Origin of the sequence: Paenibacillus sp. FSL F4-0236 (assembly GCF_038000135.1) — a bacterium.
Taxonomy (GTDB): Bacteria; Bacillota; Bacilli; order Paenibacillales; family Paenibacillaceae; genus Paenibacillus_AQ.
Window position 1 is genome coordinate 5,137,232 of the sequence record NZ_JBBOBK010000001.1, and the last position, 15,486, is coordinate 5,152,717.

11 protein-coding genes are annotated in these 15,486 nt (G+C 44.7%); 5 read left to right on the forward strand and 6 right to left on the reverse strand.

Features of this window, described 5'->3' with window-relative positions:
* Positions 1 to 71 precede the first annotated feature (71 nt).
* Positions 72 to 1,529, forward strand: coding sequence for an amidase family protein (locus tag NSQ29_RS23045; RefSeq protein ID WP_341126169.1), 1,458 nt, complete (start codon positions 72 to 74; stop codon positions 1,527 to 1,529).
* Positions 1,530 to 1,614: 85 nt separating this feature from the next.
* On the opposite strand, the gene NSQ29_RS23050 is transcribed toward NSQ29_RS23045, so the two are convergent.
* Complete coding sequence (locus NSQ29_RS23050) at positions 1,615 to 2,172, reverse strand: DUF1273 domain-containing protein (RefSeq protein ID WP_042185074.1); 558 nt, start codon at positions 2,170 to 2,172, stop codon at positions 1,615 to 1,617.
* Between the two features lie 176 nt (positions 2,173 to 2,348).
* Between NSQ29_RS23050 and NSQ29_RS23055 the strand changes: the two genes are divergently transcribed.
* Positions 2,349 to 3,017 (forward strand): hypothetical protein, encoded by a 669-nt coding sequence (locus NSQ29_RS23055; protein WP_341126170.1) that lies wholly within the window; start codon positions 2,349 to 2,351, stop codon positions 3,015 to 3,017.
* Positions 3,018 to 3,092: 75 nt separating this feature from the next.
* Here NSQ29_RS23055 and NSQ29_RS23060 read toward each other — a convergent pair whose 3' ends face one another.
* Positions 3,093 to 5,123, reverse strand: coding sequence for a beta-galactosidase (locus NSQ29_RS23060; RefSeq protein ID WP_341126171.1), 2,031 nt, complete (start codon positions 5,121 to 5,123; stop codon positions 3,093 to 3,095).
* Positions 5,124 to 5,242: 119 nt separating this feature from the next.
* Here NSQ29_RS23060 and NSQ29_RS23065 point away from each other — a divergent pair, with 119 nt between their 5' ends.
* Positions 5,243 to 6,076 carry an AraC family transcriptional regulator gene (locus NSQ29_RS23065; protein ID WP_341126172.1) on the forward strand — a complete coding sequence of 278 codons (834 nt, stop codon included), beginning with the start codon at positions 5,243 to 5,245 and terminating at the stop codon, positions 6,074 to 6,076.
* A gap of 507 nt (positions 6,077 to 6,583) precedes the next feature.
* Here NSQ29_RS23065 and NSQ29_RS23070 read toward each other — a convergent pair.
* The 4 genes from NSQ29_RS23070 to NSQ29_RS23085 form a co-directional block, all read right to left on the reverse strand.
* Positions 6,584 to 8,575: a beta-galactosidase gene (locus NSQ29_RS23070; RefSeq protein WP_341126173.1), complete on the reverse strand. Its 1,992-nt coding sequence runs from the start codon at positions 8,573 to 8,575 to the stop codon at positions 6,584 to 6,586.
* Between the two features lie 130 nt (positions 8,576 to 8,705).
* Positions 8,706 to 10,007 (reverse strand): ABC transporter substrate-binding protein, encoded by a 1,302-nt coding sequence (locus NSQ29_RS23075; protein ID WP_042185065.1) that lies wholly within the window; start codon positions 10,005 to 10,007, stop codon positions 8,706 to 8,708.
* Between the two features lie 61 nt (positions 10,008 to 10,068).
* Positions 10,069 to 10,902 (reverse strand): carbohydrate ABC transporter permease, encoded by an 834-nt coding sequence (locus NSQ29_RS23080; RefSeq protein WP_042185063.1) that lies wholly within the window; start codon positions 10,900 to 10,902, stop codon positions 10,069 to 10,071.
* Positions 10,902 to 11,783: a carbohydrate ABC transporter permease gene (locus NSQ29_RS23085; RefSeq protein ID WP_042185061.1), complete on the reverse strand. Its 882-nt coding sequence runs from the start codon at positions 11,781 to 11,783 to the stop codon at positions 10,902 to 10,904. The genes NSQ29_RS23080 and NSQ29_RS23085 overlap by 1 nt, the downstream gene beginning before the upstream one ends.
* A gap of 136 nt (positions 11,784 to 11,919) precedes the next feature.
* Here NSQ29_RS23085 and NSQ29_RS23090 point away from each other — a divergent pair, with 136 nt between their 5' ends.
* Positions 11,920 to 13,740, forward strand: a complete 1,821-nt coding sequence (locus tag NSQ29_RS23090) for a cache domain-containing sensor histidine kinase (protein WP_341126174.1) — start codon at positions 11,920 to 11,922, stop codon at positions 13,738 to 13,740.
* On the forward strand, positions 13,737 to 15,398 hold the full coding sequence (locus NSQ29_RS23095) for a helix-turn-helix domain-containing protein (protein ID WP_341126175.1): 1,662 nt from the start codon (positions 13,737 to 13,739) through the stop codon (positions 15,396 to 15,398). The genes NSQ29_RS23090 and NSQ29_RS23095 overlap by 4 nt, the downstream gene beginning before the upstream one ends.
* Positions 15,399 to 15,486 lie beyond the last annotated feature (88 nt).

The window sequence follows — 15,486 nt, forward strand, 5'->3', positions numbered from 1 at the left end:
ACCACTAAAACCCAAATTATGGTTAGATGAAGGGGAAGCTATATCCTAAAGGGAAAGAAGCGTGAACGCACATGAGTTTTGAAATCGTAGAAGCCACTATACCGGAGATCCAAGCTGCATTAGAAGCCGGAGAACTTACGTCAAAACAACTAGTTCTCATGTATTATGAACGCATAGCTGATCATGACAAAAATGGCCTGACGATTAACTCTGTGCTGGAGATCAATCCTGATGCATTATTTATCGCAGAATCTCTAGATGTTGAACGTACGATCAAAGGCTCCCGGGGACCCCTGCACGGCATACCTGTGTTATTGAAGGATAACATCAATACAGGGGATAAAATGCATACTAGCGCGGGCTCGCTGGCTTTGGCGAATTCTTTTGCCGGGGAAGATGCATTTATAGTTACCAAACTGCGTGAAGCCGGAGCAATCATTATGGGTAAAGCCAATATGACCGAATTCGCCAATTTTATGACAACCGGCATGCCCTCCGGATACAGCTCCCGCGGCGGGCAGGTCCTTAACCCCTACAATATATCTACACCAACAGGTGGCTCCAGTGCTGGTTCCGCGGTAGCTGTCGCTTGTAACTTTTGTACAGTCTCTGTCGGCACAGAAACCTCGGGATCGATCCTTAACCCTGGCAACTTGGGCTCCATTATTGGCATTAAGCCAACCGTTGGACTGCTCAGCCGTTCGGGAATCCTTCCGCTATCCAATACACAAGATACTGCTGGCCCTATGGCCAGAACCGTTCGTGATGCCGTTCTGCTGCTAAACGCTATGCTCGGCAATGATACTCAAGATGCAGCAATGGGAACGAATATAGGTAGAATCCACAAGGATTACACTGTATTCCTAGACGAGAATGGCTTGCAAGGCGCCCGAATAGGTATCCCGCGTGATTATTATTTCGAGGAGCTGACAGAAGAACAACTTGCACTGTTCAATGCTTCTGTAGATAGAATGAAAGAGCTTGGAGCTACTATTATTGATCCTGCGGATATTAAGACCGCCCGGGAAATTAGTTATTCTTCTGTGGTATTGAATGAATTCAAAACAGCTTTGAACGCTTATTTATCTCGTTTGGGCCCTGGGGCACCGATGCGAACGTTGAAGGATATTATTGATTTTAATCATGCACATCCTGTGGAGACTTTGAGATATGGTCAAGCTACGTTAATAGATGCGGAATATACCTCTTCCGGCACACAAACCGAACCAAAGTATTTGCTGCACCGTGCGACTGACCTAAAACTATGTAAGGAAGAAGGCATCGACGCCACCATGAAGGAGCACAATCTGGATGCCCTGCTGTTCCCCGCCGATTTCGGCGCCAGAATTACCTCCAGAGCAGGATATCCGTCCATCGTTGTGCCTTCCGGTTATACATCAGCCGGCGCCCCCTTCGGTGTAACTTTCTCAGCGAAAGCTTATCAGGAGCCTACACTCATCAAGCTCGCCTATGCATATGAACAAAACTACAAGGTGCGAAAAGCACCATCACTAAAGAGTTTTATCTGATCACTTCTTATATCAAAAAGCCCGTAAACGGTGATGGTCTCATTCACTGTTTACGGGCCTTTACTTTTCCAAAATCTACATATACTTACTCATAGTCACGTTGATTCTCTTCATCGGCAATATTCTGAATTTCATCAGAGTGAATTAGAAACAACTCATACTCTCCTTCAGCATGCAGCTTCAGCGCCCGCTCTTTAAAAAACTTCGGACTCCCCTCCGCCGCATCCTCATCATAAAAGAGCAATATTCCGTCACTTTTGCGGAACAACAAATCGTCTCTAGCCCGAAACTGCCAGCTACCGTCATAAGGAGCATTACTGACCGCCCCGAAGAAATCCGCACCCGCAATAATACGCCGATACTCGTTCTGCTTTTCTTCTTTCCATTTCTCTTCCTGTCCAGTATGCGCTGTAATGATCCCAAGCTTTAAGTCCGGATATTGCAGCTTAAGTTCGCTCACCACTTCGCATGCCCACAGATCCACACCATACTGGCCGGGCGTAATCACCCATTCCACGCCTTCTTCGATCAAAGGTTTTAATCGGTTAGCTAGTGCCTTTTTGATATAAGGAATCCCTAGATGCTTATTGTCAAAAATACCGAGCTCGTGCGCACGATACCCCGTTACTAGTAAAGTCTTCATGTGCTGCCTCTTTCCTGGTCGTTAGCTTATCCTTTAAGTCTACATATTTGTTCATTATATAACATTTGCATATTTCATTTCTTTAGGCAAACTCTCAGTAGAAATTAAGCAAACTTTCAGAACTGTTTGTTATATTTCTCCTAATCTATCTTTAACCTACTAAGGAGGAATAAAAAATGAGAAAGTTCGTCCCTATTCTAATATCTGGAGCCCTACTCGCTTCTCTATTATTGGCTGGCTGCAGCGCGAATTCGGAGGCTGAAGGAGCAACTGCTGCAAATAACCAAGCAGACAGGGGTTCAGCAGCCAAACAACCACAAGCAAACGGCGATCAACAGAATGGCGGACCTAATATGTCCATGAATTACGGTAAGATTAAGAGTGTAAGCGATACTACCCTTACCATCTATAAATCGGACATGTCTATGCCCCGACAAGGTGCTGGAGAAGGTGACGGGCAGAACAGTCAAGGCGGTACCCCACCGGAAAGACCTGATGGCGATCAAAGTACAGGACATGGCGCTGCGCCCGAGGGTGGGATGCCACAAGGGGAAATGCCGGAAGGTGGCGGAGGACAAGGCGGTGGGCCACAGGGAGGTAGAATGCAGCAAAGCTTCTCCGATGAAACCACAGACATTACGATTGATGCGGATACTAAAATCGTAGCGGTTACCTTCGACAATGGCACGCGTCAAGAAAATGCGATCACCTTAGCAGAACTGAAGGCTGATGATATTATCCAATACACACTTAAATCAGATTCCACCGTGGCGGAGAGCATTACATTAAGTAATAGCAATCCGGGTGGAGCTACTCCAGATGACAGCGCGAGCAGCAGCAGCTAATGAAATGCTGCACCACAAAAAAAGATCTCCGGGGACAAGCTGGTTCCCCGGAGATCTTTTTATATATACTACGAATTAGTTCTTATCCGACAAAATCAATACTCCACGGGCTGGCACAACAGCAGAACCGCTAACTTTATTGCCAGTCAGAAGATCCGTACGCTCAGTAGCACCAATATCCGCACTCAAATCACCAGTGGTGTGGTTCAGCAAGAATAGGTAGGATACACCTTCCTTCACACGTTGCACAGATTCGATACCTTCCGGTGCAGTTACTAGCGGCTGAATGTTCTTGTCGGCACACAGATTGGCTAAGAATCCTTTCAAGAATCCCGCTTCTGGGCTGGTAGCCACGTAATACGCTTTACCTTCACCAAAGTTATTCACAGTCAAGGCTGGCATTCCTTTATAGAAATCAGATCCGTACTCTGCCAAAACCTCAGCACCTTCGGCATGAATCAGATCGCAGAGCAGATCACATTTGTAAGAACCACTCAAATTACCCCACGCTTTGTCCATCACAATCTCATTACTCATCCCTGGCAGCAGTGCATCAATTTCCTCAGCCCAGATCCCTAGTACGTTGCGCAGTTCCCCAGGGTAGCCACCTACGGTTACGAGGTCGTTCTCATTAACAATCCCACTGAAATAAGTCGTAATGAATGTACCGCCTGCTTTTACAAAAGCTTCAACCTTCTCAGCAAAACCCGGCTTAACCATATACATCACAGGTGCGATTACAATCTCATATTTGAACAGATTCTCTTCTACACCGATCATATCGGCTTCGATATTTTGTTGGTAGAGTGCATCATAATATTTATGAATCTCATTCACATAATCCAAAGCTACGGATGGTCCGCTTGAAAGGTTGATGGCCCAGCGGTTTTCCCAGTCATAAATAATCCCTACTTTAGCTGCACTCCGCGCATCCAATAGCTGATCTCCAAGCTGTCCCAGCTCTTTACCTAGCTCAGCGCATTCACGGAATACACGCGTATGCTCATGCCCCACATGCTCAATAACAGCTCCATGATACTTCTCACATGCACCAATTGAACGACGCAGTTGGAAGAACAGAACAGTGTCTGCACCACGCGCAACAGCCTGATAACTCCACAAGCGCATAACCCCTGGACGTTTCAAAGAGTTATAGGGCTGCCAGTTCTGCTGGCTTGGCGTTTGCTCCATCAGCATGAACGGTTGTCCATTCTTCAATCCACGCATGAGATCATGCGCCATGGCTGTGAAGCTGACCGGTGTATCCAGCGAAGGATAGTTGTCCCAAGAAATGACGTCCATATGTTTAGCCCACTCAAAATAGTCCAATTCATCATAAAAGCCCATCAAGTTAGTGGTAACAGGTACGTTAGGACTGTGCTCCTTAATCGCATCGCTCTCAATTTTGTAGCATTCCAGCAAGCTATGAGACATAAATCTACGGAAGTCTAATGAAATGCCTTGGAAGTTGGTGCGGTTGCCATCCCATTCTTCACTCAGCTCACTAGGCAGTACAATTTCTTCCCAATCATAAAACGTATGTCCCCAAAAACGTGTATTCCACGCTTTGTTTAATGCATCCAGAGAACCATAACGATCCTTCAACCAGACACGGAACGCCGCTTCAGATAAATCAGAATAATCATAATTACTGAACTCATTCGAAACGTGCCAAGCTACAAGCGCCGGATGATCCTTATAACGTTCAGCCAGCTTTCCTGCCAGCTTCGCTGCAAACTTGCGGTAAACCGGACTGTTTGGATTCGAGTTATGACGTCCACCGAACTTGCGTTTTCTGCCCTTCACATCAACACGAGTAACTTCAGGATAACGATGAGCCATCCAAGCTGGGTGCGCTCCTGTACCTGTTGCCAGACATACGTAAGTACCATTTTTATATAGTCTATCCATTAATTCATCTAGTGATGAGAAATCATAAGTGTCTTCGGAAGGTTGGATCAGCGCCCAGGAAAACACATTAATTGTGGCAACATCAACTCCTGCCAGCTTAAACATACGCTCATCCTCTGCCCATACAGGCGCATCCCATTGCTCTGGATTGTAATCTCCACCATACCAAATCTTAGGTAATTTATCGTTAATCACACTTCGCACATCCTTTATAGTATAATTATATATATATTGTAATCGGTTAACCTTACGCTATAAATATAAAATAATCTTCCCAGAATATAAGAATATGGAACTAAGAGGAGATGGAGTCATTGAAGGGAATCGTGCATCGTAGAATTGTGTTCCCCCATGAGGGTGGACAGGATCTACCTATTACATTAGACAGTATCGGTCACAATCATCAACAGGAAAAAGTATCCCGCTTAGATGGCTACGAAACCTATCATTGGCTCCAAACGGCGTCTGGTGAAGGGGTGATTCATTTTGAGAATAAAAGCTTCTCCCTTCCCGCAGGCAGTGGTGTATTACTCCTCCCCTATACTCCACATCGCTATGAAGCTTCGGCTGCTAACTGGAGCACCTCTTATTTAACGTTCGGAGGCAGCTCTGCAGGGTCTATTTTGGAGACGCTGGGGATGAATATGAATTCTTTTTACCGCTGGGAAAAAGAGGCGCCTCTCTCCAAGCTGCTAAGAGAAATACTTGATCAGTATGATGCCTCACAGGACATGTTTGGTCTGACTGCCTCCACTGATGCTTATCGCTTTCTGCTTACTTTAAGCAAATATGGGCAACTGCATAACAATACAACGATATCCCGCAATGTGGATAAGCTGCAGCCGCTACTGAAATGGATGGACAGCCATTATGGTGATCCTGATCTCGGACTTAACGATCTAGCCGATCAGCTTGGCGTCTCAGGGCGATATCTCAACAATCTATTCATACAAACCTTTGGGCTATCTCCTTATGCCTATTTCGTACGGCTACGTATCCGTAAAAGCAAAGAAATGCTCGTAAGCCAGCCGGATCTTACTGTAAGAATCATCTCGCAGAGAGTAGGCTTCCGTGATGTTAGCCATTATGTTGCCACCTTTCGCAAGCAGTCGGGGACTACACCGGAGCAGTTTAGACGACTTCACTAATACTCTAAGGTGTACAGCTTAATCGCCTCCTGCGTAGTGAAATATTACATAAGGTTTCGTATGATAGAGCTCATCGCTGTGTAGATCTCATTAGTATGGGCATGTGTGTCAGAGTAACTGCATTTTGTACACTTAAATCAGCCTGTTCAGCACAAAATATCCATATAAGTGTATTCTGTGCAGTTATATTCTCAGCATTTGGCTGTGAACCGCGATACTTCGCATTATAGCTGCACTAAATACAACTAAATCCATTTCATAGGCCGAGAGCATAAAATAAGTGTAGAAAGTGCAGCTATTCCGCACCGTACAAACTCACCCTCTACTCCAAACGCATCATTCTTCACTGCACAAACTGGCTTGTCTCGACAGCTCTCCCGACCCAAGGAGTTCATTTAATTGCACTTCGTGCAATCACATATCACAAATCTCAATCTCATCTCAATCACAAGGGTTAACCCCCAAGGAGATAAAGCCCTCTCCCCATCAGCAATTACTTAAAATCTTTTACATTTCCAGAATTTCCACACCATACGGCTCAAGCTGCAGCTCTCCTGAACAAATCGAGTGGTTCAGCAGACTGTTATACTCCTGCGGCAACGGGATCGTCACAGACTCCCGGTTCAAATTAAGCAAGAATAAGAAGCTTCCTTGATCTCCCGAGCGCACAGAGGCCTGTACTCCATCCGGCAAACCCTCAAATCTAAACAGCCCCTGCTGTTTGGAAAGGCGCTCCAATAAAACTGACCAGAATCTCTCTTCCATATGAGTCCCAAAGTAATAAACCTGACCTTTTCCAAAAGCATTGACGGTTACAGCCGGAGTTCCACTATAGAAATCATCGCCATACCATGCAATCGGCCATGCCACAACAGGTCTCAGGATGTCGCACCACTGCGTGCATTCATATTGGTTCCCCTCAGCATCAACGACCTTATGGGTTTCAGCACCTATTGGATCATACTCCAGCACTTCAACCCCTGTGCAATTGCTCAGTAGCCCCGGTAGTGGCTGCATGACTGCGATGTTATTTGTAGTTTTCACGCCACTTCGATTGGTAATAAGCAAAGTTCCGCCAGCTAGTGCAAAATCCTCCAAACTACGTACGATCTCCTCATCCAGCAAATATAAATTCGGAGCAATCACTACTTTATAACCATCCAGCGATTGTCTAAGATCGATAACATCGCAACCCATACCGAGCTTCGTCACCGCACGGTGTATCTGTTTAATATTCTCATAATAATCGAATCCTTCAGCCTGAGGCTGAATATCCAGCGCTGCTTTTTCTTCATGAGAATGGAGTATAGCTACTTCATTCTTTAGCGTCGTTCCAGTCAGCTTCTCCCCTAGTGTATTAACCTCATGGCATAACTGAGTGAACTCCGCAAACCTGCGTCCTGGGACATTGCTGTGATCAATCAGTCCGTGCCAGAATTGCTCTGCTCCCGCGACTGCACTACGCCAGCGGAAATGAACGACGGTATCCGCACCTCTGGCTATCGTCTGCCACGCATAAGCACGAATCATCCCAGGATACGGCGTTCTCCACATCGGCATCCAACAACCTGGTGAACCACTTAGCTGCTCCATGATCCAGAAGTTTTGACGTTTAATACCACGGGTTACATCTAGTGAAAGTGCTCCGCTATATGGTGTTGTCGCTTGCTTGGTTGGCGAAGTATTCGGATAATAGTCAAATGCAGCGACATCCAGATCAGCACCGACTGCGTACATATCCAGACGCTGCGGATAGCTATGAAAGTTATGAGTGATAAAATGCTGCGGACAAACAGACCGCAAAATATCAATCTGGGTCTTCTGGAATGCTACCACCGAATCCCACTGAAACCGCTGATAATCTAGCAGGAATGATGGATTCTGATGTGGTGATCCGCCCAGTGGAACAGTAAGCTCATTCCAATCGCTATATTCTCCACTCCACACAACCGTTCCCCACTCTGCATTCATTCGATCAAGGCTGCCATACTTGGCTTTCACCCAAGTGCGAAAAGCTATATTACAAGCATCACAATGACAATCTAACATCCCGAATTCATTATCAGTCTGCCAACCAATAACGGCAGGGTGTTCACTATAGTGCTCTGCAAGTCGCTGCGTGATACGACTTCCGTATTCGCGCAAAGATGTACTATTATAGCAGCGGTGTCCGCGTACCCCCGGATGAAAGGTCTCTCCCTTCGCAAATAGCGGCAAAACGTCCGGAAATTTCGTAGTTAACCATCTAGGAGGTGTAGCTGTGGGCGTACCAATCACAACCTGTAATCCATACTTATGAAAAAGATCCAGCGCGCGGTCCAGCCAACCGAACTGGTAATTGCCCTCCGCTATCTCTAACCGGCTCCATGCAAACTCGGCGACTCGAACTACCTTGACACCTGTTTCCTTCATTAATTTGATATCTGGTTCCCACATGGATTCTTCCCAATGCTCCGGGTAATAGTCCACACCTATCTGAATAAGATCATATCGCTTCACCGGCGTCCTCTCCCCCTATCTTGTTATCACCAAAATAAAAGGCGCTCCCCGTCTCATAATGATGAGGTATACGGAGAACGCCTTTGTTAACCACTAGTCCATTTTAAACTTCTTTATGAACGAGCTTCACTTATTTCTTAAGCTTGTCCCAAGCTGCTTGCATGCCTGTCATCCAGCCATTCACATCAACCTTGCCAGCGATCATCTGTTGAATCACACTAGCAAATTCTTGAGTTACACCGTCAGGGAATTTAGAGGATTGCAAACCATACACTTTGTCTTCTTTTACATAGTTCCATACGTCAGATCCAAGCTTACCGATATCTTCAGGAGTTGCTTCGATGGTGGACAACGCAGGGATGAATTTCCATTTTTTAACGATGTACTCTTTACCCATATCTGAAGTTACCAACCAGTTCAAGAATGTTTTAGCTTCTTCTTTAGATCCGGAATCTTTGTTGATAACAAGGTTTGCAGGAATACCTACAGTCATTTTGTCATTCTTTGCAGCATCTTCATTGATTGGCATAGGGAACATACCGATGTTCATGTCAGGTGTAATGTTATCAACAAGGGTTTGTGCCCAGTTACCTTCTTGCATCATTGCAGTTTCACCTTTAGCAAACATAGCCAAGTGAGTGTTAGCATCTGTAGTCAACGGATTTTTTTGTCCGTATTTCAAAGTCAAGTTGAGCAAGTTGCTCCAATCTTCAAACACTTTGTTACCTACGATTGTACCCGTACCGTCATTCAAGCTCTTAATGAAGCCATTTACATCATCTTGTTGAGCGAATGCTACGCTGATCCCTTGGTTACCAAGGAGCCACCATTCTTGATACGCATTACCAAAAGGAGTTACGCCAATCGCTTGCAATTTCTTAGCTGCATCTTCTAGTTGTGACAATGTTTTAGGAGTTTCAGTGATGCCTGCTTTTTCGAACAGGTCTTTGTTATATACAAAACCAATTCCTTCAAGGTTCATTGGCATACCGTACACTTTACCGTCTTTAGTCATTGGCTCTGCTGCCATAGGAATCAGATCTTTCACCCAAGGTTGATCGGACAGATCTTCCATCTTATCTCCCCAAAGCTCCATTTCAGCATATCCACCATTTGAGAAAATGTCAGGCGCGTCGCCGGAAGCAAACTTAGTCTTCAGTGCTGCAGCGTAATCGGCACCACCACCAACGGTTTGAATATCCAGCTTGATGTTAGGGTGTTCTTTTTCAAATTCAACCTTAAGCTCATTAAGACCTTCAACGATTTCAGTTTTGAATTGAAAGATCTTAACTGTCTTTACTTCACCTTTATCTGTGCCAGCGCTTCCATTTTGTGAGTTACTAGAAGCGTTATTGCCTCCACCGCATGCTGTTAATGCTAAACTCATAGCCATTACTGCCGAAAGTGCAACTGCCGAGCGTTTCTTATTCATTATATTTTCCCCCTTAAGATAGTGGACTACTTATGAAATATTTGGAACGGAGGGCTCGGTGTTAACCTTTCACCGAGCCAGCCGCTATTCCCTCAACAATGTAACGCTGCATGAACAGATAGAAAATGATAATTGGAGCAATCCCGATTACGAGAGCCGGAAGCGCCATATCCCATTGTTTGGTGTATTGACCAAAGAAGGAGAAGGTCGCCAGCGGAATGGTCCGAAGTTCTGGTGCCTGAAGAATCAAGGAAGGCAGCAGATAGTCATTCCATATCCCAAGTGCATTAAGCACGATCGTTGTCATTACCATTGGCTTCAGCAAAGGAAGTACTATGCGGAAGAATACGGTAATTGGATTACATCCATCAACTGTAGCCGCCTCTTCAATTTCAAGCGGAACGGACTTGATAAAGCCGTGGAATAGAAAGATTGCCATTGGAACACTGATCCCTAGATTCGTGATAATCAAACCCAGGAAGGAGTTGTTTACTCCCATTACATTTACAACTTTCAAGATTGGAATCATGATCGTTTGAAACGGAACAACCATTGCGGCTACGAACAACAGTAACAAAAACTGATTAAATTTCGTATTCGCCCGAACCATACGATAAGAAGCCATCGCACTAAACAGAGAGATTAGAATAACACTGATAACAGTTATGATAACCGAATTTCGGAAAGCTTCACCGAAACGTGCCAATTTCCAAGCACTTGTATAGTTCGACCACATAAATGTCTGTGGCCAGCTTGCAGCATCACTCAGAATTTCACCGAACGATTTCACTGAGTTTGCTAGCAAGAAATAAAATGGAGACAGGAAGAGCAGGGCCAGAAGAATCATCAACACTTCCACGCCGATATTCCATCTGCTTTTTGTCTTGGCGTTCATTAAGCTTCTACCTCCTTGCTCTTCGTAATACGGACTTGAATCAGAGTGATAATCGCCACGATAACGAAGAACAGCAGCGCTTTAGCAGTACCCAGACCGTAACGATTGTTCAGGAAGGCTTCATTGTAAATATTCATAGCAACTGATTCTGTAGATTTGAACGGTCCGCCTTTCGTCAAGGAAAGGTTAAGGTCAAACATTTTGAAGGACCAAGAAATGGCCAAGAACAAACCAATGGTTACAGCCGGCATAATCAACGGAACTACAATGCTGCGTAGTACCTGCCAACGGGAGGCACCATCAATATCAGCCGCTTCCAGGACTTCTTTCGATACGTTACTGAGAGAAGCGATGTAGATAACCATTAGATAACCGGAAGACTGCCAAACAAAAACCATTACAATCGCCCAGAAGCCGGTTGTTGCATCACCCAGCCAAGGAAGATTAAAGAACGACCAGCCTGTGAGTTCTCCCATTGTTGCGAACCCTTTGATGAAGATAAATTGCCAGATGAACCCGAGCAACAATCCCCCAATAACGTTCGGCATAAAGAAGATCGTCCGAAGCATGTTACGTGTCTTTAATGGTTTCGTTAACAGATAAGCTAGGAAAAACCCTACCACATTAGTCAAAATTACACCTAACACAGTAAATCTTACGGTAAACCAAAAGGAAGACCAGAAGTCGGGGTCATTCGTAAATATAGTGGTGAAGTTTTGAAATCCTACCCAACTTACATTACCGGATACACCGTTCCAGTCTGTGAAGGAGTAATACATCCCCATGATAAATGGGATAATCGTTATTAAGGTAAAAAACAAAACTGCAGGACCAACGAAGAATACCTGTTGACCTAACTGGGACAACTTAGTGCCGCGCATTTATTGTCCCCCCCTTTCTTTTGCTCACTTACTTGTTTATGCTTTATACACATATTATCTGTTTTTTTGAGCGCACCTCACACCTACGGAAGTGATCTTTCAGGTGTAAAATATTGATCGGATGTGACAAATTTCGATGAAATGGAACACGATTCGCACAAAAATGATCGTTTTCATCCTACTTCCAACACTAATTTGTATTATGGCCACGATGTTTATAAGCTACCACTTTAGTACTCAATCCTTAAGAACAAGAGCAGTAGATGAGAATACGAACCTTCTCTTTCAAGGTACTAGAAACATTGAAAGTCTGATTCAGGAAATCAATCGACTCTCCCTTATCGTCTATTCAGATTCAGAATTCTACAGATCTCTCGAAGCTGGATACGAGGATATGCTAGCAAATGCACGAATTTATTCTTCTCTGAATTACATTTCATCATCTATGCCTGACATATCTCAGGTCTATTTATACGGTGTCAAGGACAGCAAAGCCACTCTGCTCACCCAAAATACACCGAAACGTTGGCAGGGTGTTCCACCTTATCCTGATTCCAAGATCACTACCGATTCTGCGGTATCCTTACAGAGTACGCATTTAAGTCATAGCTACGGCCTAACGGCACCGATCCCGCAATTTATACCGGAGCCAGTGTTTACCTTACACAGAAGAATCGAAAGAGTCCCTACCACAAAAGCGCTTGGCTACCTGTCGATTGATGTCAAGCTAACGGCTCTAACCGACATCATCAGTCAGTTATATGATCAGAAGCAGGAGAAAATCTGGCTGCTGGATGGCAACGGAAACATTGTCTACGGGGACAATAGTGAAGAATTCGGCAAGAAACTGAATGCAGCTTGGTACGATACGAATATCAGGGACAAGCAAAGCTCACAAGGATACTTTGAAGAGGATAAAGCTATGTTTATTTACCAGAATATCGAAGGTCCAGGGTTAAATTGGACGCTGGTGAAGCAGATTCCCGTATCTTATCTTTTCCGAGAAGCCAATGAGGCGGCAACGATCAATATAGCACTGATGGTCCTGCTGCTGATTACAATTACAACGCTAACGATCCTAATCTCTTTTCGAATCACCGCCCCGATTAAGCAGTTGACCCGCTATATGAATCAGGTCCAGACCGGGAAGCTTGATATAGATATCCGTCCCATGGGCAAAGACGAGATCGGTGTCGTTACAGAACGGTTCCGCAGTATGATGGATACGATCAACAATCTGATCCTAAGAGAATACAAGCTGGAATTAACTAATAAAACGAATGAATTGCGGGCTTTGCAAGCGCAAATCAATCCGCATTTCCTTAACAACACCTTGCAGATCATCGGTACGCTTGCCTTGGAACTTAAAGTACCCCAAATCTACTCTCTTCTTTCTGCACTAGCGAAAATGATGCGCTACAGCATGTACAATGAGGAGAAGGTTGTCACGGTTAAGGATGAACTGGATCATGTCAAAGCTTACATCGAACTACAGAAGGAACGTTTTGAAAATAAATTCAGTTTCCGTTACGATATGGAGGAAGTTCTTTTAGAGACATTTATGCCTAAGATGATTCTGCAGCCTATTGTAGAAAACTATTTCAAACACGGTTTTAACCATTCCCGCTCAGACGGATTTGTTGAGATCACCGCGGCCAAATTGGGCGACAAGCGAATGGAAATCTGTATTCAAAACAATGGAAATGCTATCCCTTCAGCGAAACTGGATCTTTTGCGGCAGAAGCTTCAACATTCCACTAGAACAGATATAGATTTATTAAGAAATACAGAGCAAGACAAGGAAGCTACAGGATCTGGTATTGGTCTGCCGAACGTTCTGGCTCGGCTCAAGCTCGTATGCGGAGATAGCGCCATCTTGACGGTGGACAACCTCCGAGCAGGTGGAGTGGTTGTAAGACTGGAAATAGACATTATAGCGGAGCGTGAGACGATATGAAGGCGTTAATTGTTGATGACGAGGCGAGAGTTAGAAAAGCTGTTAGACTTCTTGTCGACTGGGACGCACATCAAATCAATGAAATTCTGGAAGCCGGAAACGGAAATGAAGCTATTGAGATCATTCGGCAAGCGAAACCAGCCTTGGTCATTATGGACATGATGATGGAATCCGGTAATGGCGTAGAATTAATGACATGGGTTAACGAATTTGCCGGCAACATCAAATTCATTGTGGTCAGCGGACATAATGATTTCGAGTTCGTGCGCCAGACTGTTCGTCATGGTGGAATTGATTATATCCTTAAGCCCATTGAAGCGGAGGCAATCAATGTAGCAATCGCTAAGGCAGTGACTGCTTGGCGTTCAGAGGAAGCTGACCGTAGAGAACGACAGAAGCAGAACATTCAGCTTAATGAGTTCAAGCCCATCTACGGAGAAAAACTGCTATCCGCGCTAATCGATGATCCGATCAACTCGGAATTATCTCTTCGAAGGTTGCGAAGCGATGGCATTATTCCGGACAACGTCCTCTCTTCGCGCCTAATACTGGTGCAGACAGATACAGGAAATAATCTCCTACTTAACCGTTTTGGAGGAGACACCGGTCTCCTGAACTACGCTATCGTCAATATTTGTAATGAATTTTTGCAAGGTCAGCGTAAGGGTGTGGCTTTTCGTTACTGGGGAGGTCCTTCTGAGATTGCCATCATTCTATGGGATATCCAAACGTCTGTTGTCGAGCTTATAGGGAGAATTAATCAGGGGATCTACTCTACTTTGCAGGTCCGAATGCATTTCGGAATTAGCTGCATCGGCAGCCTGCCTAAGCAATTATCTTATCAGCGTGCAGAGGTGGCTGAGGCCTTACAGCGTAGAAATTTATTAATTCATGAGGATTACTGCCATTTTTCTACTTCCTCCGAAGAGTTTAAAGAGCGCAATGAAACCGCAAAGACAGAAATTCAAGGACATGCATCGCCGACGATCTTCGCACATGTGAAGGAAGATTGGAAAATGGCGGTCATCAGCGGAAGCTCTGATGTATTGTCCGCGGCAGCACAGCACTGGGTGGACGAGCTTAGCCGATGCGGAATTGTTACACCGGAGATTCTAAACTCGTGGAAGAATGATGCACTCTTATTTCGTTCCCAGTTGGTACGGGAAACGTTAGGTCCTGATGCCGATAGCGCACTTGCCGAGTTAGAACAGGCCGACCAGCTTCACCCAGCTCCTTATACGAATGGGTACTCGTTCTCCTTATTTGCTTGGCGTGACTGGTCATTTGATCTGATGGAGCGAATATCAGAAGTGATAGCCGCTAAACAAGCTAAAGAAAGCAATCCTATGCATGATATCGTGAAATATATCGAACTTAATTATGCCTCTGATCTATCCTTGCAGGAGATTGCCGGAAAGTTCTTTGTTAGCCGCGAATATATTTCACGCCGATTCAAACAGGAATACGGCATTAATTTCTCCGATTTCATCGTTAACGTCCGGATAGATAAAGCTAAATTGCTTATGCAGAACCCTCGTCTAAAGCTGTCGCAAATTTCCGAAATGGTGGGGTTTCATGATGTGAAGTATTTTAGCAAGGTATTCAAGAAACAGGTTGGTGTATCACCCAAGGACTATCGAAACCAGTTTAAAATTTAATTAATACCACGCTACGAGAAAACGGTTGTCTCCTTTATGGAAGACAACCGTTTTCTCGTAGAAATATAAAGATAATGTATAGCGTGAA